Below are 18,255 nucleotides of genomic sequence, written 5' to 3'. Positions count from 1 at the left end.
CCGCCCGTCAGGCCGGCGCGAGGAACACCATGGATTTCCGCTTTACCGACGACCAGTTGTCGATCCAGTCCATCGCCCGCGATTTCGCACAGAAGCGGATCGCCCCCGTGGCCGCCGAACTCGACGCCAAGGGCGAGTTTCCGCTCGAGAATATCCGGGAGATGGGCCAGCTGGGACTGATGGGCATCGAGGTGCCGGAAGCCTACGGCGGCGCGGGCATGGACCCCATCTCCTACGTGCTCGCCATGGTGGAGATCGCCGCGGCCGACGCCGCCACGTCCACGATCATGTCGGTGAACAATTCCCTGTTCTGCAACGGCATCCTGAAGAACGGTACCGAAGAGCAGAAGCAGAAGTACGTGCGCGCCATCGCTTCGGGTGAAGCCATTGGCGCCTACGCCCTCACCGAGCCGCAGTCCGGTTCGGACGCCTCGAACATGCACACCCGCGCGGTGAAGAACGCCAACGGCGATTGGGTCATCAACGGCAAGAAGAGCTGGATCACCTCCGGCCCCGTCGCGCGCTACATCGTGTTGTTCGCCGTGACCACGCCCGGGATCGGTGCGCGAGGCGTCTCCGCCTTCATCATCGATACCGCGCGCGAGGGATTCCTCGCCGGCAAGACCGAGCCGAAGCTCGGCATCCGCGCCTCGGCCACCTGCGAGATCGAATTCCACGACTACGTGTGCCCGAAGGAAGACATGCTGGGCGAAGAGGGCAAGGGCTTCGCCATCGCCATGGGTGTGCTCGACGCCGGCCGCATCGGCATCGCCTCGCAAGCCGTGGGCATCGCGCGCGCCGCTTATGAGGCCACCTTGCAGTGGTCGCGTGACCGCAAGGCCTTCGGCCACCCGATCGGCACGTTCCAGATGACCCAGGCCAAGATCGCCGACATGAAGTGCAAGCTCGACGCGGCCCTGCTGCTGACACTGCGCGCGGCATGGACCAAGGCGCAGACCGACAAGAACGGCGGCCGCTTCGGCACCGAGGCGTCGATGGCCAAGCTGGTCGCCTCCGAGGCCGCTATGTGGATCACCCACCAGGCCGTGCAGATTCACGGTGGGATGGGCTACTCGAAGGAAATGCCGCTGGAGCGCTACTTCCGCGACGCGAAGATCACCGAGATCTACGAAGGCACCAGCGAGATCCAGCGCCTGGTGATCGCGCGCGCCGAGACCGGGTTGCGTTAATCCCTGGTCTTTCGTCGTCCAGGGATGGACGGCTCAGGCGGAATGAAAGACCGCCTCGATGTTATGACCGTCCGGGTCGAGCACGAAGCCGCCGTAATACCCCGCGTGGTAGTGCGAGCGTGGCCCCGGCGGACCGTTGTCGCGCCCGCCCGCGGCGAGCGCGGCTTCGTGGAACGCACGGACCAGTTGCGTCGACGCGACGCGAAAGGCGACGTGCACGGGCGGCTGGTTCGGTTCGCCTTTGTAGATCCAGAAGTCGGGCTTGCCGTCCTCGCCGAAGCCGGCGACGTCGGTGCGGCCGGTGACCGATGCGGGGAAGATCGCCAGCAGTTCGTAGCCGATCGCGCCCAGCGCCTTCTGATAGAACGCCTTGCTGCGCTCGAAGTCGCTGACGGTGACGCCGGTGTGATCGATCATCTGGAACTCCTGATGGGCGGGTGTTGCCGCCCACGCAGCTTATCCGCATTCCCGCTATTTCCTGAAACCCTCCATAAGGGCGGTGTTTGCGCAGCGCTGGGGATTCGTCCGGGGATGGCTCGGCTTCGCCCTCGCGGTTGGGGGTGGCGGGGCAGAGCCGTCGGCCGCCACCCTCGTCGCTCCGGTTGCACCGTCGCTCGGGAGGGGATGCCGCTGCGCGGCCATGTCTGATGGCTGCGCCCCGTCGCGCCCGTCGCGCCGGGCGGGGTTTTCGATTCGCCCTCCTGGCTCAGCGAAAACGGCCGGCCGTCCAGGCCGGCCCCCTGACGGGCCTTTTCGCCCGTCGCTCCTCGGTTCCACAAGTCGCGCCGAGGGTGGCGGCCGACGGCTCTTCCGAGCACTGAGGGGGCGTGTGACAAAAGCAACGCCGCTTACTTGCTGGATGTCGTTCCGTGTGAGCCCCCACCCGGATTCCGGCAAACGGCGAACGGCACGGCGAGCGGTGCTCTTTCCCGCCAACCCACCCCAGTGTCCAGAGAGTTGCCGGGCGCCACCCTCGGCGCGACATTAGGAGCCGAGGACGGGCGGGCGGACAAGGCCCGTAGGGGATCGGCCAGGACGGCCGATCGTTTCCGCTGAGCCAGGAGGGCGAATCGGAAACCCCCGCCCGACCGTCCGAGCCCGCCGGGGCGCCAGCCATCGGACACGGCCGCGCAGCGGCATCCTTGCCCAAGGGACGGCGACTACCGTCGCGCCGAGGGTGGCGCCCGGCAGCTCCCCCGCCACGCACACGACGAACGCGAGGGCGAAGCCGAGCCGTGCATGAAACCGGCCCGCTGCCGCAGGATCGCCGACAGGTCGGCTCCCACCGGGAGTACAAAGAAAAAGCCCGGCTTTCGCCGGGCTTCCCTTGTTACGGTCGGTCGGTTCCGCGTCGCGGGTCCGAGTCGAAGGCGGTGACATCGCCTACGTTCGGGGCGTGTGGCCCGACGTTCGGCGAGGGGCTTCCGCCGTGGGGACCGTGTCCGTCCGGGTCGCCGCCGTGGTGGGGCATCTTGCCGGACACCTCGTCCAGCTTGTCGCCCAGCATGCGGCGGACGCTGACGTAGAACACCGGGATCAGCAGCAGGCCGAGGAAGGTGGCGAACAGCATGCCGCCGATGACGCCCGTGCCGATCGCGTGGCGGGAGTTGGCACCCGCGCCGGTGGAGATCGCGAGCGGGAACACGCCGAGGATGAATGCCAGCGAGGTCATCAGGATGGGGCGCAGTCGCAGTCGTGCGGCTTCGATCACGCCTTCGCGCAGCGTCTTGCCCTCCTGTTGCTGCTCCACCGCGAATTCCACGATCAGGATCGCGTTCTTCGCCGCCAGGCCGATGACGGTGATCATGCCGATCTTGAAGTAGATGTCGTTAGGCAGGCCACGCAGCATCGAGAAGACCACGGTGCCGAGGATGCCCAGCGGCACCACCAGCAGCACGGAGACCGGGATCGACCAGCTCTCGTACAGCGCGGCGAGGCAGAGGAACACGATCACGACCGATAGCGCCAGCAGCATCGTGGACGAATTGCCCGAAAGGATTTCCTGGTACGACTGGCCCGTCCAATCGTAGCCGAAGCCCTTGGGCAGCTTGTCGTTGACGATGCCTTCGACGATCGCCATCGCCTGGCCGGTCGAATACCCCGGCGCCTGGTTGCCGACGATTTCCACCGCGGAATAGCCGTTGTAGCGGTTGAGCGTCGGTGCGGCCAGCGTCCACTTCGAACTGACCACGCTGGACAGGGGGATCATGGCGTTGTCCAGCGCCGTCGAGGCACTGGCGACGGTCGACGAGGTACTCGTGCTGGTCGAGGAAGCAGCCAGGGTGCTCGGCGTGAAGATGTGCTGGAAGGCATCGGTGCCCATGCGGTAGGGCGCATCCGCCTGCAGCATCACGCGCTTGACGCGTCCACCGTAGGAGAAGTCGTTGACATACACCGGGGCCAGCGTGAGCTGGATCGCGGTATAGATGTCGCTGACCGAGAGGCCCATCGTCTGCGCCTGTGTGCGGTCCACCTGCAACTGCAGCAGCGGCGCATCCTCCAGCGTATTCGGACGCACACCTACCAGGGCGGTGTTCTGCGCGGCTGCGCCGAGCAGCATGTTGCGGGCCTGGGTCAGTTCGTCGCGGGACTGGCCTGCGCGTGCCTGCAGGTACATGTCGATACCGCCGAACTGCGAGAGGCCGCGGATCGTCGGCAGGTTGACGACGAAGATCGTGGCATCGCGCACGGCCTGCATCTTGCCATTGGTCTGCTGGATGAACTCGGTGGCCGTGAGGTCACGTTTGTCCCAGTCCTTCAGGCGGATGAAGACCATGCCGACGTTCTCGCCCTGGCCCACGAAGCTGAAGCCCGAGATCTGGAAGATACCGTCGACCGCCGCGTCCTTGAGCAGGATGCCGCGCATATCGCCCATGACCTTTTCGGTGCGCGCCAGGCTGGACCCCGGCGGCAGCTGCACGATGGCCAGTGCATAGCCCTGGTCCTCGTCCGGCACGAAGCTGGTCGGAAGGCGGGTGAACAGAAAACCGCACAGCACGGCGATCAGCACGAACACCAGCATCCAGCGAGGCGCGTGACGCACCGCGCCGCCGATATGGCCGGAGTAGGTGTGCTGCACCCAGTCGAACAACTGGTTGAACTTGCGATAGACGACGTTCTTCTTCTCACCGTGTTCGTGCCGGAGGATCGTGGCGCAAAGGGCCGGCGTGAACGACAGGGCGAGGAAGGCCGAGAAGCCCATCGACACCGCGATGGTCAGCGCGAACTGCTTGTAGATGATGCCCGACGCGCCCGGCTGCAGCGCCGAGGGCACGAACACGGCCGCCAGCACCACGGTGATCGCGATGACGGCGCCGGTGATCTGGCCCATCGCCTTGCGTGTCGCTTCCTTCGGCGAGAGTCCTTCCTCGGACATGATGCGCTCGACGTTCTCGATCACGACGATCGCATCGTCGACCACGATACCGATCGCCAGCACCATGCCGAACAGGGTCAGCTGGTTCACCGTGAAACCGAGTGGCGACAGGCCCAGGAAGGTGCCGAGCAGGGCCACCGGGATGACCAGGGTCGGGATGATCGTGGCGCGGAAGTTCTGCAGGAACAGCAGCATCACCAGGAAGACCAGGATCACCGCCTCGATGAGGGTGTGCACCACTTCCTCGATCGAGATCGTCACGAACTTGGTCGTATCGTACGGAGCGAACCAGGTCACGCCTTCGGGGAAGCTGCGGGACAGCTCGTCCATCTTGGCGCGCACGGCATTGGCCACGTCCAGCGCGTTGGCACCGGGCAGCAGCTGCACACCGAACGAACCGGTGGGCGTCCCGTTCCACTGTGCGTTGAACCCGTAGGTTTGCGGACCCAGTTCCACGCGGGCCACGTCCTTCAGGCGCACGACGGTACCGTCGTTGTTGGCGCGCAGGATGATGTCGGCGAACTGTTCGGGCGTGGTGAAGCGTCCCTCCGCCGAGACCGTGGCACTGAAGCCCTGGCCGTTCACGGCCGGGTCGGTACCGATCGAGCCTGCGGCGAACTGCACGTTCTGCGTGCTGAGCGCGTTACGCAGGTCGCTGGCCGAAAGACCATAGCCACGCAGCTTGTCCGGGTTCAGCCAGACGCGCATGCCGTACTCGGCACCCAGCTGGCGCGTGCTGCCCACGCCTGGGATACGGGCAATCTGGTCGAGCACCTGCGAGGAGACGATGTCGGTCAGGCGGTTGCCATCGATGGCCGGATTGGTCGAGGTCAGCGCGATGAACATCAGGAAGTCGGGGTTGGACTTGGCCACCACGACGCCCTGCTGGGTCACTTCCGAGGGCAGGCGTGGCGTCGCGAGCGACACCTTGTTTTGCACCTGCACCTGGGCGATATCGGGGTCCGTACCGGTCTCGAAGGTCAGCGTCACGGTGGCCGTGCCGCTGGAGCTCGATGCGGAGCTGAAGTAGAGCAGGTGGTCGATACCCGTCAGCTGCTGTTCGATCACCTGGGTCACGGTCTTTTCGGTCGTGTCCGCGCTCGCACCCGGGTAGGTCGCCGTGACGACGACTTGCGGCGGAGCGATGTTCGGATACGACTCGATGCCCATGTTCAGCAGGGAGATCGTGCCGCAAAGGCTGATCAGGATCGCCACGACCCACGCGAAGATGGGGCGGTCGATGAAGAAACTCGGCATGAGAGAACTCCCTTACTGCTTGCCGGCGGGGGCGGCCGCGCCGGGACCGCCCTCGGCCGGAGCCGGGGTTGCCTGCGCGGGCGATGCCTTCACCGGAGCGTTGTCCCGCGCTTTCGGCAGGCCCTGGACGATGATCTGGTCGCCTGGCTTGAGGCCGCCGGTGACCACCCAGTTGGAGCCACTGAGGCGTTCGGTCTTGATCGAGCGGCGCACGGCGGCCGAGGGCACCGTCGTCTCCTTCCCGGTCTGCGGATCCTTTACGTGGCCTTCGCCGACGACCATGACGTAGGCGTCGTTGGCGTCGCGCAGCACGGCGGCCTGCGGCACCAGGAACACGTTGTGCAGGTCGCCGAGGGTGGCCTTCACCGTCACGAACTGTCCCGGTAGCAGACGCAGGCCGGGGTTGGCGAGCTGCGCGCGCAGGTTGACCGTGCCGGTCTGCGGATTCACCGTGGCCGAGGAGAAGTCGAGCACGCCTTGCTCACCGAAGTCGGAGCCATCGGGCAACTGGATGCGCACGCTGGTCTTGTCCGTGGGCGAGAGCGTGGCGGCGCCGTTGGCGGCGGCGCGGCGCATGGCGTCGAGGTCGGCCACCGACACGCTGAAGTTCACGTAGACCTTGTCGATCTCGTCCACCTGGGTAAGCAGGGTGGTGTCGCTCTGGCCGACGAGGGCGCCTTCGGTCACCTGCTGCTGGCCGGCGCGGCCGTCGATCGGCGAGACCACGTCGGTGAAGCCGAGGTTGATCCGCGCCGACTGCACGTTGGCTTCGGCCTGCTTCACCGAGGCGAGCGCCGTGCGCTCGTTGGCTTCGGCGGTGTCGAGGTCCTGGCGGGACACGTAGTTCTTGCCGATCAGGCCGCGGGCGCGGTCGGCCTGGGCCTTGCTGTTGACCGCCGTGGCACGGGCGGAGGCAAGCACGGCCAGCTGCGAGTCCAACTCGGCCTTGAGCGGTTGCGGGTCGATCTGGAACAGCTTCTGCCCGGCCTTGACGTCCGTGCCTTCTTCATAGAGGCGGTGCAGGAGGATGCCGGGCACGCGGGCGCGAACATCGGCCGTGCGGAATGCCGAAACTCGGCCGACCTGGTCCTGGACCAGCGGAGCGTCCTGGGGCTGGGCCGTGATGACGCCGACTTCCGGCGGAGGCGGCTGCTGGGGAGCTTCCTGCTTGTGGCAGGCGGCAAGCGCCGCGGCGAGGCCGAGAGCCAGCAGGGACGAGCGCAGGGGCAGGGGATTCATGAGAACTCCGTTCCTTTTCCAGGTTTCTTGTTCGTTCGCGCCGGTTCATCCGGGAGGATGTCGTACGCGTGCATAAATACGGTTACCGCGTGCCTGGCCCAGTCGTCCTGTGCCTTTCGGCCTCTTGCGCGGATCCCGAAGAGGCGGCGATCCCCCTCCAGCCCGTGCAACATGGACAGGAACAACTCCGCGGCCACGTCCGGGTCCTCGCGGCGCATGTGGCCGTGGTCCATCGCCTCGGCCATGCAGCGCGCGAGCCGTACCGCGACCGTGTCGATCGCGGTACGGAAGAATGTCCTTGCCGCCGCCGGAAAGCGCGGCGCCTCCGCGATCAGCATGCGGCCCAGGGCCACGTGCGCATGGTCCATCACGTAGGTCTGGTGCGCCTCGGCCAAGGCGTGGAGCATGGAGGCCAGGCCGCGGCTTTCAGGGGCAAGGCTCGCGTGCAGGGGCAAGACGAGTTGTTCGACGGCGGCGTGAAACAGGTTGTCCTTATTGTCGAAGTGCGCATACACGGTTTGCTTGGACACACCCGCCTCGCGTGCCACGGCCCCCATGCTGACGCGGTAACCATCGCGCAGGAACAACGAACACGCCGCCTGGAGCACCCGTTGCTGATGGTCCGACGCCGGGCGGGTCTCCAGGTGCGACATTAGCTATACCTGCTGGACTATACCGTCCAGTTTAGAATTACCTTTCCCCAGCGTCAACGGGCATCCCGCACATTCGCGCCCGAATTGTTGCAATGCACGGGGCGGCAGGAGTGCATGGCAAGCCCGCTTCCTCGAAATGGGGCGACGAGGATGCCGCAACGCGGTGAAAAAACGGCAACAGCCGATGTCATCCAGTGTGGCTACATGACATCGGTGGGAGCTATGCTTTCACGGATTTTCCGACTCCCCACATCGACAATCCGCCCATGAATGCGATTCGCGCTGCTGAAAACGGCCCGTTCCATGCCGTTGTCTTCGATGAACTGAAAAAGCTCGACCACCCCGCGGAGCGCCTCGATGAGGCGCGCTTTTTTATCGAGGCCTTCTTCGACCGGATCGCCCCCGCCGACCATGGCCTGCATACCCCGGCCCGTTGGGCCGCGCTGATCGCCGATCTGCTGGCCTTCGCCCGCGAGCGGACGGCCGGCAAGGCCAAGGTCAGGGTGTACAACCCCGGTGTCTCCGGCAGCCGCGCCGTGGTCGAGGTGGTCACCGACGACATGCCCTTCCTGGTCGACACCGTCTCGATGGTGGCGGCCGCGCACGCCGACATCCACGCGATCATCCACCCGGTGGTGCCCGTGGTGCGTTCGGCGACCGGGGTGCTCCAGTCGATGGGAACGGGGGAGAAGACCGAGTCGATCATGCGGTTCGAGATCGACCGTATCGACGATACCGAGCTGGATACCCTCAGGGCGAACGTCGAGACCGCTTTGTCCGACGTCCGCGAAGCGGTGGACGACTGGCGCGCGATGCGCGGGAAGATGGTCCAGATCGCCGACGAACTCGGCCAGCGGTCGTTGCCTTACACCGCCGCGGAAATCAGCGAGGCGAGCGAGTTCTTGCGCTGGGTGGCGGACGAGCATTTCACTTTCATGGGCTATCGCGAGTACGAAGTGGCGGCCGATACGGGCGACGAGGTGCTCAAGACCGTCGAAGGATCGGGCCTGGGCATCCTGCGTGCCGCGGAGCGGTCACTCGCACCGCGTTCGCTGCGTACGCTGGTCGCCAGCGAACTGCCGCGCTCGGGGTCCACGGACGCGATCATCCTGACCAAGACCAACGCGCGGTCGCCCATGCACCGCGCCGGTTACATGGATTACATCGGCGTCCTCAAGTTCGACGACAAGGGCCGCCCGGTCGCCGAGCAGCGTTTCCTGGGCCTGTTCTCGTCCAACGCGTACATGGCCCATCCGCAGCACGTGCCGCTGGTTCGCGAGAAGTGCGAGGCGGTGATGAACCGCTCGGGGCTCAAGCGCGATTCACACTCGGGCAAGGCCTTGCGCCACATCCTCGACACGCTGCCGCGGGAAGAGTTGTTCCAGTGCAGCACCGACGAGCTCTACGCCCTCTCGATGGGCTTGCTCGAACTGGCCCAGCGCACGCGCACGCGCCTGTTCATCCGCCGCGACAGCTACGGCCGGTTCTTCTCCTGCCTGGTCTATATCCCTCGCGACCGTTTCAACACCTCCGTGCGCGAGCGCGTGGAGAACGTGTTGCGCGACGCGTTCCATGGCGAGCACGTCGATTCCGCGGTACTGATGGGCGAGGCCGCCCTGGTACGCCTGCATGTCGTGGTGCGTCCGCGCATCGGTGACCACCCGGTCTACGACGCGGCAGGCATCGAGGCGCAGATCGTCTCCATCGCCCGCAACTGGTACGACGAATTGCGCGACCGGTTGATCGAGACCGCCGGCGAACAGCAAGGGATCATCCTGGCCAATCGCTACGGCAAGAGCCTGCCCGCCGGCTATGTCGACGAGGTATCGCCGCAGGTCGCCGCCGCCGACGTGCGGGCCCTGGCGGGCCTCGATGGTCCCGATGCCATCAGCATGTCGTTCTACCACCCGCCGCACCGGCCGGAGGAACTGCGCTTCAAGGTCTACCGTTCCGGCTCCGACATCGCCCTTTCCGAAGTGCTGCCGCAGCTGGAGAACCTGGGCCTGCGCGTGCTCACCGAGCACATGTATGAAGTGAGGCAGGCGGACGGTTCGCTCTACATCCAGGATTTCGAGGTGCAGCCGGTCGGCCGCCTCGCCTTCGAGGTGGAACAGGTCGGCGCGATCTTCGAAGACGCCTTCGAGCAGATCTGGCGCGGCAACGCCGAAAACGACGGGTTCAACCGGCTCGTCCTTGGCGCCAAGCTCGGCTGGCGCCAGGTGGCGGTGCTGCGCAGCTATTGCAAGTACCTGCTGCAGACGGGCGTGGCGTTCTCCCAGGCGTACATGGAAGACGCGCTCAACCGTTATCCGGCCATTGCCGGTCTCATCGTCGAGTTGTTCAACGTACGCTTCGACCCTCGCCGGGAAAGCCTCGGCGGCGCCGAGCGAGAGCGGGCCGAGAGCCTGCTCTCGCATGAGATGCATGCGCTGATGGATGCGGAAACGCTCGCCGCGCAGCCGGGACTCATCGGTAACCTGGTGGCTTCGCTCAGCCTCCCGCGCGCCGAGCAGATGACGGCGGTGGAAGAGGCGATCAACGCGCTGCTCGACAACGTATCCAGCCTTGACGAAGACCGTATCCTGCGTAGCTTCATCTCGCTGGTCCACGCGACGCTGCGCACGAATTTCTTCCAGGCCTGGGACGGCGCGTTCCGCCCGTACATCAGTTTCAAGTTCGATTCGCACAAGGTGCCCGACCTGGCCAAGCCGGTGCCGTTCCGCGAGATCTTCGTCTATGCGCCGCGCGTGGAGGGTATCCACCTGCGCTTCGGTTCCGTCGCCCGCGGTGGCCTGCGCTGGTCCGATCGCCGTGAGGATTTCCGCACGGAAGTGCTCGGCCTGGTCAAGGCGCAGATGGTGAAGAACACCGTCATCGTGCCGGTGGGCTCGAAGGGTGGCTTCTTCGTGAAGCGGCCTCCAGTGGGCGCCGATCGCGATGCGCAGCTGGCCGAAGGCATCGCCTGCTACCGCATGTTCATCAACGGCCTGCTCGACATCACCGACAACCTCATCGAGGGCAAGGTGGTGCCGCCGCACGACGTCGTGCGTCATGACGACGACGATCCGTACCTGGTGGTCGCCGCCGACAAGGGCACCGCGACGTTCTCGGACATCGCCAACGCGATCTCCAGCGAGCATGGCTTCTGGCTCGACGACGCCTTCGCCTCGGGCGGATCGAACGGTTACGACCACAAGGGCATGGGTATCACCGCCAAGGGTGCCTGGGAGTCCGTGAAGCGCCATTTCCGCGCGCTGGGCCGAGATTGCCAGACCGAGGAATTCAGCGTGGTCGGCGTGGGCGACATGTCCGGCGACGTCTTCGGCAACGGCATGCTCCTGTCGGAGAAGATCCGCCTGCTCGCTGCGTTCGATCACCGCCACATCTTCCTCGATCCAAACCCGGAGGCGGCGAAGTCGTTCGCCGAGCGCGAGCGCATGTTCGCGTTGCCGCGATCCTCGTGGGACGACTACGACAAGTCGCTGATCTCGGCCGGCGGTGGCGTCTACCCGCGCAGCGCCAAGGCGATCCCGGTATCGCCCGAAGTGCGCGCCGCGCTCGGTATCCGGTCCGACGCCACGCATATGGCGCCGACCGACCTGCTTTCGGCGATCCTCAAGGCGCCGGTCGACCTGCTCTGGAACGGCGGTATCGGCACCTACGTGAAAGCCACCAGCGAAACGCATGCCGATGTCGGCGATCGCGCCAACAACGCGCTGCGCGTCAACGGTAACGAACTGCGCTGCAAGATCGTGGGCGAGGGCGGCAACCTGGGCATGACCCAGAAGGGCCGCATCGAGGCGGCGCAAGCCGGCGTGCTGCTGAACACCGACTTCATCGACAATTCGGCCGGCGTGGACACCTCCGATCACGAGGTGAACATCAAGATCCTGCTGAACGATGCCGTGCAGCGTGGCGAGCTGAGCTTCGAGGGCCGCAACAAACAGCTGGCCGAGATGACCGACGAGGTCGCCCGCCTGGTCCTGTGGGATAACTACCGGCAGAACCAGGCGATCACGGTGATGGAACACCAGTCGGTGCGCCGCCTCGGCTCGATGGCCCATTTCATCAGCACCCTGGAAGCCGAAGGCATGCTCGACCGCCAGGTCGAATCGCTGCCCACGGCCGCCGAACTGGCCGAGCGCAAGCAGCGCGGCCAGGGCCTCACCCGGCCGGAACTGTCGGTGTTGCTCTCTTACGACAAGATCCGCCTGTTCCAGCAGTTGCTGGATTCGGACGTGCCGGAAGACCCATACCTCTCGCGTGAGCTGGTTCGTTACTTTCCCGTGCCGTTGCACGAGAAGTACGCCGAGCACATGCAGCGTCATCGGCTGAAACGCGAGATCATCGCCACGGCGGTCACCAACTCGACGATCAACCGCATGGGCGCCACGTTCATGATGCGCATGCAGGAGGACACGGGACACGGTCCGGCCTCCATCGCCAAGGCCTATACGGCGGCGCGGGAAATCCTCGACGCACGCGACCTGTGGGCGGAGATCGAATCGCTGGATGGCACGGTCGCGGAAGACACACAGATCGATGCCATCCTGCAGATATGGTCGTTGCTGCGCCACCTCACCCGCTGGCTGCTCAACCGGCCGGGTGGTTCGCTGGATATCGCGGCGAACGTCGACCGCTATGCGAGCGAGGTCACCACCTTGCGCAAGGCGCTGCCGGATGCGCTCACCGATACCGGTCGGGGCGATTTCGCCGCCAGCCAGGAGAAGTGGGAAGGCCTCGGTGTGCCGAACGAACTGTCGATCCGTCTTGCCCGGGTACCGGTGTTGCGTGCCGCCCTGGACATGGTCGAGGTGTCGAAGCAGAGCGGCAAGGACATCGCGAGCGTGGCCAGGGTGTTCTACGAGCTGGCCGAGGCCCTCGACCTGGAATGGTTGCGTGGGCAGATCGAGGCGTTGCCGGTGGAAGGTGCATGGCATGCGCAGGCGCGCGGGTCGCTGTTGGACGAACTCAACGCCCAGCACCGCGCACTGGCCCTTCAGGTCCTGGGCGTCGCCGGTGATCGCACGGATGTAAGCCCGGTCAAGGCATGGCTGGAGCGCGACGACGCCACGCTGAAGTACACCCGCGCCATGCTGGCGGAGATACTCACCCAGAACGCGGATTATCCGATCGCCTCGGTCGCTGTCCGCCGCCTGGCGCAACTGGCGCAGATTCCGGTCTGAGGCCGGGCCATCGCCGACAGGGTCGGCTCCCACCAAGGCCCCGTGCCCTGGTGGGAGCCGACCCCGAGTGCCTGGTGGGAGCCGACCCTGTCGGCGATACCCGTTGGCGAAAACATCCCCCCGTCTCACCGGCCTATCCGACCAGCCGCGTTAAGGACTAAGCTCCCGGCTGGATCTCCAAACCTTCCCTTATGCGCCTAGCCTTCGTCGCCAGCGAAACCGAAGTCGCCCAACGCGCCCGCGCGGCGCTTATCGATCGTTACAAGGGCGTGGAGCCCGGGGACGCCGATATCATCGTGTCGCTGGGCGGCGACGGCTTCATGCTGCGTACCCTGCATGCACACCGCACGCTCGGCGTGCCGTTCTACGGCATGAAGCTGGGCCGGCTGGGGTTCCTGATGAACCAGCACGAAGTCGACAACCTGCCCGAGCGGATCGAAAAGGCCCACCCGGCCGTGCTGCATCCCCTGGAGATGCACAGCATCTGCTGCGATGGCGTGGAGCACCGCGCCTTGGCTTTCAATGAAGTGGCCCTGCTGCGGCAGACCAACCAGGCCGCGCATCTGCAGGTCAGCCTCAACGGAGAGGTGAAGCTCGCGGAGCTGGTCTGCGACGGCATCCTCGTGTGCACGCCCGCCGGTTCCACCGCCTACAACCTGTCCGCGCACGGTCCCATCCTGCCCCTGGACGCCAACGTACTCGCGCTCACCCCGATCAGCCCGTTCCGGCCGCGCCGCTGGCGGGGGGCGATCCTGCCCCATGCCACCCGGGTAGGCTTCGCCACGCGCGACCCGAACAAGCGCCCGATCAGCGCCACGGCGGATTTCCACGAGGTGCGCGACGTGCGCAGCGTGGAGATCAAGCAGTCGCGGCGGAACGCCGTTCGCCTGTTGTTCGACCCTGAACACAACCTGCAGCAACGCATCCTCGACGAGCAGTTCGCGCCGTAGGCTTGGCGTACCGGGTGCACTAGGATGGAAGCCGGAACGCCGGACACTCATGCTCATGACGACTCACGACGACACGCAGAACGCCCACGCCGCATCCTCGGTGCGCGACAACCGCCTTGTCGTCGCCATTTCCTCACGGGCGCTGTTCGACATGGAAGACAGCCACGACCTGTTCGAGCGCGAGGGCCTGGATGCCTACCGTGCCTTCCAGATCGAGCACGAGGACGACCTGCTCGAGCCCGGCGTCGCCTTCCCCCTGGTGCAGAAGCTCCTGGGTCTCAACGCGTTGTCGGGTGACGTGCCGCCGGTCGAGGTGATCCTGCTCTCGCGCAATTCCGGTGACACCGGGCTGCGCATCTTCAATGCGATCCAGCACTACAAGCTGGGTATATCGCGAGCGGCGTTCACCAGCGGCGCACCGACCTCGGACTACATCGCGCCGTTTCGCGCGGACCTGTTCCTCTCCGCGAACGCCGAGGACGTAGGCCGCGCGCTGCGAGCCGGTGTGGCGGCGGCCACGATCCTGCCGTCGACGGCGCCACAGCGCTCGAGCGAGCAATTGCGTATCGCCTTCGATGGAGATGCGGTGATCTTCGGTGACGAAGGCGAGCGCGTTTCAAAAGAACAGGGGCTCGAGGCCTTCCACCTCAACGAGTCCGAGCGCTGGGACGAGCCGCTTTCCGGTGGTCCTTTCCGTGGATTTCTCGCCGCGCTGCATCGGCTCCAGGCGGCTTTCCCGGCGGAAACCTCGCCGATCCGCACGGCTCTCGTCACCGCGCGCTCCGCGCCCGCGCATAAACGGGTGATCCTCACGCTGCGCCGCTGGGGCGTGCGTATCGACGAGGCGCTTTTCCTCGGCGGCCGTGACAAGGGGCCCTTCCTCGACGCCTTCGGCGCGGACATCTTCTTCGACGATTCCCCGGCCAACGTGGAATCGGCCCGTCGCCACGTGGCGACCGGGCATGTGCCGCATGGCGTCAGCAACACCTAGCGGCTGGCTCAGACGATATTCGTCCAGCGCCACCAGTTGGTCTTCTTTTCCTCGCGCACGAAGGTGAACAGGCCGGCGCCCAGGATCATCACGATGCCGATCAGCATCGGCCAGTCCAGGTGATCGTGGAACAGCAGGTAGCCGAAGAGGATGGCCCATAGCATCTGGCTGTATTGCGTGGGCGCCACGCGGTTGGCCGGCGCATTCTGCGTGGCGAGCATCAGCAGGACCGCTCCCGCCGCCGCCAGCAAGCCGTATCCCAGGACAAGGAACCACTGGTGAGCGTCCGGCCAGACGAAGTGCGGCAGCATCATGATGAAGCCGGCGATCATGGGCCCTATCACGCCCGCGCCATAAAGCGAGATGCGCTTCTCGGTCGCGCCGGCCAGGCGCAACGCGATGATCGACAGCGCGCCGGTTATCCCGCAGATGATCGCCGCGACGTGTCCCGTGCCCAGGTGACGAAAGCCCGGCCGCAATACCACCAGCACGCCGAGGAAGCCCACGATCACCGCCGACCATCGCCGCCAGCCGACGTGTTCGCGCAGGAAGACCACCGAGAGGATGGTCACGAAGATGGGCAGCAGGAAGATCAGCGAGAAGGCCTCGGCCATCGGCAGGGCGGTGAAAGCCATGACCGCGGTCACGTTGCCGATCGCGCCCGCCATGGCGCGGAGCAGCCACAGGCCGGGCATCTTCGATATGACGATGTCGCTCCAGCGATCGCCTGGCTTCTTCAGGAAAGGGAACGCGGCCATGGCCAGCACCGCGCCGAAGAACACCGCCTCGTACGCGGGAAGGCTGCCCTCCAGTGACTTGACGAAGGCGTCGCTCCACGCATAGGCGGCGTAACAGGCGAAACCGAGCAGCACACCTTTGAACATGGCGGTCCGTCAGGGAGCGGGCAGGACCCTCATTATGGCGCCTCCGGCGTCGAGATTCCGGCAACCGGTCCCACGATTGCTGCGGCCCGCCATGACCCCGCCATCGGCCATGGCTACAATCGTGGGCTTTCCGGCTGCCCACGCAAGAGTCCCCAGTATGGCCCACCGTCTCGATCCGCTCGACCTCTACGATGTCCGCTCGCTGCTCACCGACGAAGAGCGCATGGTCCAGGACACCGTCGGACGCTTCGTCGACGAAAAGGTCCTTCCCATCATCGGTGACTGCTTCGACCAGGGCCGGTTTCCCGCCGAGCTGGTTCCGGAGATCGCCTCGCTGGGCCTTCTCGGCGCCACGCTGCCAGAGGAATACGGCTGCGCCGGCATGAACGGGGTGAGCTACGGCCTGATCTGCCAGGAGCTTGAGCGGGGCGATTCGGGCCTGCGCAGCTTCGCCTCGGTGCAAAGCTCGCTGTGCATGTATCCCATCTTCGCCTACGGTTCCGAGGAGCAGAAGCGTGAATACCTGCCGCGGATGGCCGCGGGCGAGATCATCGGCTGCTTCGGCCTGACCGAGCCGCACGGGGGTTCCGATCCCGCCAACATGAAGACGGTCGCGCGCAGGGATGGCGGCGACTGGGTGATCAACGGCGCCAAGATGTGGATCACCAATGGCAACCTCGCCCACATCGCGATCGTCTGGGCGCAGACCGACGAGGGCATCCAGGGCTTCGTCGTGCCGACGAACACCAAGGGCTTCGCCGCGCAGGAAGTGCACAAGAAGATGAGCCTGCGCGCCTCGGTCACCTCCGGGCTGTTCTTCGACGACGTGCGCGTGCCGGACAGTGCACGGCTGCCCAACGTGAAGGGCCTGAAGGGACCGCTGGGTTGCCTCAACCAGGCCCGTTACGGCATCACCTGGGGCCCGATCGGCGCCGCGCAGGCCTGCCTGAAGGAAGTGCTCGACTACACCGCGCAGCGCGTGTTGTTCAATCGCCCACTGGCGGCGAACCAGGCCGTGCAGATCCGGGTGGCCGACATGGCACGCCGCATCACGACCGCGCAGTTGCTTTCCCTTCAGTTGGGTCGCTTGAAGGACGCCGGCCGTCTGCAGCCCACCCAGGTGTCGCTGGCGAAGTGGAACAACGTGCGCATGGCGCTGGACATCGCACGCGACTGCCGCGACATCCTCGGTGGCGCGGGCATCACCACGGAACATTCGGCGATCCGCCATGCGCTGAACCTGGAATCGGTCATCACCTACGAGGGCACCGAGACCGTCCACCAGCTGGTGGTCGGCCGCGAACTCACGGGCATCAACGCGTTCTGACGCCGGCATGCACGGGCCCGTCATCGAAACCGACCGGTTGATCCTCCGGCCCACGGCAGCGGAGGACTTCGACGCCTGGGCCGAATGCATGGCCGATCCGGAAGTCAACCGGTTCCTCGGCGGTCCGCAGCCGCGCGCCATCGCCTGGCGCAACTTCATGACCATGGCCGGTTGCTGGAGCATCGACGGTTTCGGCATGTTCTCGGTGATCGAACGCGCCAGCGGACGCTGGGTGGGCCGACTGGGGCCATGGCAGCCGGAAGGCTGGCCTGGCCATGAGATCGGCTGGGGGCTGCTGCGGGAAACCTGGGGCAAGGGCTACGCGACGGAAGGCGCGGCCGCCTCGATGGACTGGGCATTTGCCAACCTCGGCTGGAGCCAGGTGATCCATTCGATCAACCCGCGGAACCTCGCCTCGATCGGCGTCGCCAAGAAGCTCGGTTCCACCTGGCAAGGCCCCGGCGCCTTACCGCCACCGTTCGAGGACGACATCGTCGATCTATGGGGGCAGACCCGCGAACAGTGGATTGCTCGCCGCCGTTGATTCCTTCCTTCCCCTGAGGACATCCCTTGGCCCATTCCGACTCCCCCATGCCGACCATCTATGGCCTGCGCGCATCGGGCAATTGCTACAAGCTGCAACACCTGTTGGACGCGCTCGGCCGCCCCTACCGCTGGATCGAGACCGACAGCACGGCCGGGGCCACGCGCACGCAGGAGTTCCTCGCATTGAACCCGAACGGCAAGGTGCCCCTGCTCGTGCTGGAAGACGGCCGTCGCCTCGCCGAGTCCAACGCGATCCTGTGCTATCTCGCCGAGGGCACGCCATGGCTGCCGTCGGACCCATGGGAGCGTGCGCGCACGTTGCAATGGATGTTCTTCGAGCAGTACAGCCACGAGCCTTACGTGGCCGTGGCGCGCTTCGTCTGCAAGTGGCTGCCGGAGGACCACCCGCGTCGCGCGGAGTTGCCGCAGTTGCTCGAGCGCGGTGCCCGGGCGTTCGACGTGATGGAAGACCATCTCTCGGGCGAATCGTTCTTCAGTGGAGGCGTCTTCGGCGTGGCCGACATCGCGCTGTTCGCCTATACGCATTGTGCCGCCGACGGCGGCTTCGATCTTTCCCGCTGGCCGAACGTCACCGATTGGCTGGCGCGCGTTCGTGCGCAGCCCGGCTTCTCGCCGATGCACGCCTGATCCTCACT

12 protein-coding genes are annotated in these 18,255 nt (G+C 66.0%); 7 read left to right on the top strand and 5 right to left on the bottom strand.

What is annotated here, in order from left to right; genetic code table 11:
- The first annotated feature begins 29 nt into the window (after window positions 1-29).
- A complete protein-coding gene (locus J2T07_RS16905) occupies window positions 30-1,190 on the top strand; it encodes an acyl-CoA dehydrogenase family protein (protein WP_306851478.1) in 1,161 nt (386 codons plus the stop codon).
- Between the two features lie 33 nt (window positions 1,191-1,223).
- Here J2T07_RS16905 and J2T07_RS16900 read toward each other — a convergent pair whose 3' ends face one another.
- The 4 genes from J2T07_RS16900 to J2T07_RS16885 all read right to left on the bottom strand — a co-directional run bounded on the left by J2T07_RS16900 (window position 1,224) and on the right by J2T07_RS16885 (window position 7,715).
- The gene (locus tag J2T07_RS16900; protein WP_306851476.1) at window positions 1,224-1,607 is read right to left on the bottom strand and encodes a VOC family protein; all 384 of its coding nucleotides are present in this window, start codon (window positions 1,605-1,607) and stop codon (window positions 1,224-1,226) included.
- Between the two features lie 913 nt (window positions 1,608-2,520).
- Window positions 2,521-5,823, bottom strand: a complete 3,303-nt coding sequence (locus J2T07_RS16895) for an efflux RND transporter permease subunit (protein WP_306851475.1) — start codon at window positions 5,821-5,823, stop codon at window positions 2,521-2,523.
- Between the two features lie 12 nt (window positions 5,824-5,835).
- Window positions 5,836-7,062, bottom strand: coding sequence for an efflux RND transporter periplasmic adaptor subunit (locus J2T07_RS16890; protein WP_306851473.1), 1,227 nt, complete (start codon window positions 7,060-7,062; stop codon window positions 5,836-5,838).
- Window positions 7,059-7,715: a TetR/AcrR family transcriptional regulator gene (locus J2T07_RS16885; RefSeq protein ID WP_306851471.1), complete on the bottom strand. Its 657-nt coding sequence runs from the start codon at window positions 7,713-7,715 to the stop codon at window positions 7,059-7,061. Before J2T07_RS16885 ends, J2T07_RS16890 begins: the two co-directional genes overlap by 4 nt.
- 266 nt (window positions 7,716-7,981) lie before the next feature.
- Here J2T07_RS16885 and J2T07_RS16880 point away from each other — a divergent pair, with 266 nt between their 5' ends.
- The 3 genes from J2T07_RS16880 (at window position 7,982) to J2T07_RS16870 (ending at window position 14,842) form a co-directional block, all read left to right on the top strand.
- On the top strand, window positions 7,982-12,901 hold the full coding sequence (locus J2T07_RS16880) for an NAD-glutamate dehydrogenase (RefSeq protein ID WP_306851469.1): 4,920 nt from the start codon (window positions 7,982-7,984) through the stop codon (window positions 12,899-12,901).
- A gap of 191 nt (window positions 12,902-13,092) precedes the next feature.
- Window positions 13,093-13,851, top strand: a complete 759-nt coding sequence (locus J2T07_RS16875; protein WP_306851467.1) for an NAD kinase — start codon at window positions 13,093-13,095, stop codon at window positions 13,849-13,851.
- A gap of 55 nt (window positions 13,852-13,906) precedes the next feature.
- The gene (locus J2T07_RS16870; protein WP_306851465.1) at window positions 13,907-14,842 is read left to right on the top strand and encodes a 5'-nucleotidase; all 936 of its coding nucleotides are present in this window, start codon (window positions 13,907-13,909) and stop codon (window positions 14,840-14,842) included.
- An 8-nt stretch (window positions 14,843-14,850) separates the two neighbouring features.
- Here the strand turns inward: J2T07_RS16870 and J2T07_RS16865 are convergent, their stop codons facing one another.
- Window positions 14,851-15,726 carry a DMT family transporter gene (locus J2T07_RS16865; RefSeq protein ID WP_306851463.1) on the bottom strand — a complete coding sequence of 292 codons (876 nt, stop codon included), beginning with the start codon at window positions 15,724-15,726 and terminating at the stop codon, window positions 14,851-14,853.
- A gap of 157 nt (window positions 15,727-15,883) precedes the next feature.
- Between J2T07_RS16865 and J2T07_RS16860 the strand changes: the two genes are divergently transcribed.
- From J2T07_RS16860 to J2T07_RS16850, 3 genes are read left to right on the top strand one after another with little or no spacing between them, the layout of a single operon-like run.
- Window positions 15,884-17,053, top strand: a complete 1,170-nt coding sequence (locus J2T07_RS16860) for an acyl-CoA dehydrogenase family protein (protein ID WP_306851461.1) — start codon at window positions 15,884-15,886, stop codon at window positions 17,051-17,053.
- Between the two features lie 7 nt (window positions 17,054-17,060).
- The gene (locus J2T07_RS16855) at window positions 17,061-17,597 is read left to right on the top strand and encodes a GNAT family N-acetyltransferase (protein WP_306851459.1); all 537 of its coding nucleotides are present in this window, start codon (window positions 17,061-17,063) and stop codon (window positions 17,595-17,597) included.
- Window positions 17,598-17,644: 47 nt separating this feature from the next.
- Window positions 17,645-18,247: a glutathione S-transferase family protein gene (locus J2T07_RS16850; RefSeq protein ID WP_306851456.1), complete on the top strand. Its 603-nt coding sequence runs from the start codon at window positions 17,645-17,647 to the stop codon at window positions 18,245-18,247.
- Window positions 18,248-18,255: the final 8 nt, after the last annotated feature.

The organism is Luteibacter jiangsuensis (assembly GCF_030812295.1).
Classification (GTDB): domain Bacteria; phylum Pseudomonadota; class Gammaproteobacteria; order Xanthomonadales; family Rhodanobacteraceae; genus Luteibacter; species Luteibacter jiangsuensis_A.
Note: the sequence above shows the minus strand (reverse complement) of the source record. Positions and strands in the feature narration are given on the sequence as shown.

Bases quoted from the DNA above. Each gene is read 5' to 3' on its own strand.
- J2T07_RS16905 (WP_306851478.1), top strand. From the start codon at position 30: ATGGATTTCCGCTTTACCGACGACCAGTTGTCGATCCAGTCCATCGCC.
- J2T07_RS16900 (WP_306851476.1), bottom strand. From the start codon at position 1,607: ATGATCGATCACACCGGCGTCACCGTCAGCGACTTCGAGCGCAGCAAG.
- J2T07_RS16895 (WP_306851475.1), bottom strand. From the start codon at position 5,823: ATGCCGAGTTTCTTCATCGACCGCCCCATCTTCGCGTGGGTCGTGGCG.
- J2T07_RS16890 (WP_306851473.1), bottom strand. From the start codon at position 7,062: ATGAATCCCCTGCCCCTGCGCTCGTCCCTGCTGGCTCTCGGCCTCGCC.
- J2T07_RS16885 (WP_306851471.1), bottom strand. From the start codon at position 7,715: ATGTCGCACCTGGAGACCCGCCCGGCGTCGGACCATCAGCAACGGGTG.
- J2T07_RS16880 (WP_306851469.1), top strand. From the start codon at position 7,982: ATGAATGCGATTCGCGCTGCTGAAAACGGCCCGTTCCATGCCGTTGTC.
- J2T07_RS16875 (WP_306851467.1), top strand. From the start codon at position 13,093: ATGCGCCTAGCCTTCGTCGCCAGCGAAACCGAAGTCGCCCAACGCGCC.
- J2T07_RS16870 (WP_306851465.1), top strand. From the start codon at position 13,907: ATGACGACTCACGACGACACGCAGAACGCCCACGCCGCATCCTCGGTG.
- J2T07_RS16865 (WP_306851463.1), bottom strand. From the start codon at position 15,726: ATGTTCAAAGGTGTGCTGCTCGGTTTCGCCTGTTACGCCGCCTATGCG.
- J2T07_RS16860 (WP_306851461.1), top strand. From the start codon at position 15,884: ATGGCCCACCGTCTCGATCCGCTCGACCTCTACGATGTCCGCTCGCTG.
- J2T07_RS16855 (WP_306851459.1), top strand. From the start codon at position 17,061: ATGCACGGGCCCGTCATCGAAACCGACCGGTTGATCCTCCGGCCCACG.
- J2T07_RS16850 (WP_306851456.1), top strand. From the start codon at position 17,645: ATGCCGACCATCTATGGCCTGCGCGCATCGGGCAATTGCTACAAGCTG.